The organism is Peribacillus sp. SIMBA_075 (genome assembly GCF_046534585.1).
In genome coordinates this window covers 1-338 of sequence record NZ_JAWRYN010000265.1, presented here as the reverse complement: position 1 = coordinate 338, position 338 = coordinate 1, and the positions used below count along the sequence as shown (strand labels likewise).

The window sequence follows — 338 nt, the reverse complement described above, 5'->3', positions numbered from 1 at the left end:
AATGATATCAAGGTGTTCAATATAATGTAAGGCGAGTCTAGATGTTACTAAATCAAAAGTAGAAGGAGGGTATGTGTAGTCTTTGAGGTTTAAAAAATGAACGGTGCCATTTTTATTTTCTAGTTGTTTTTTAGCTTTTTCATACATAAGTTCGGAGCCTTCAATACCAGTGTAAGAGTGGCAGCCATTCTCTAATAATTCCTCGCCAAACTTGGCGTCACCGCAGCCTAAATCGAGGATTTTCTTTCCTTTCACATCACCAATGAGTTGAAAGAAGGCTGGTTTTTCAAGTGATTCATTTGGGCTATTTTCTCGGTATCTTCGTTTCATATATTGTT

The 338-nt window shown here is 36.7% G+C and carries 1 protein-coding gene; it reads right to left on the bottom strand.

The annotated features are described in order from the left end of the window. Positions 1-338 (bottom strand): class I SAM-dependent methyltransferase (locus tag SB775_RS28175; RefSeq protein ID WP_410864466.1); only part of this gene is annotated, 338 nt, incomplete at both ends.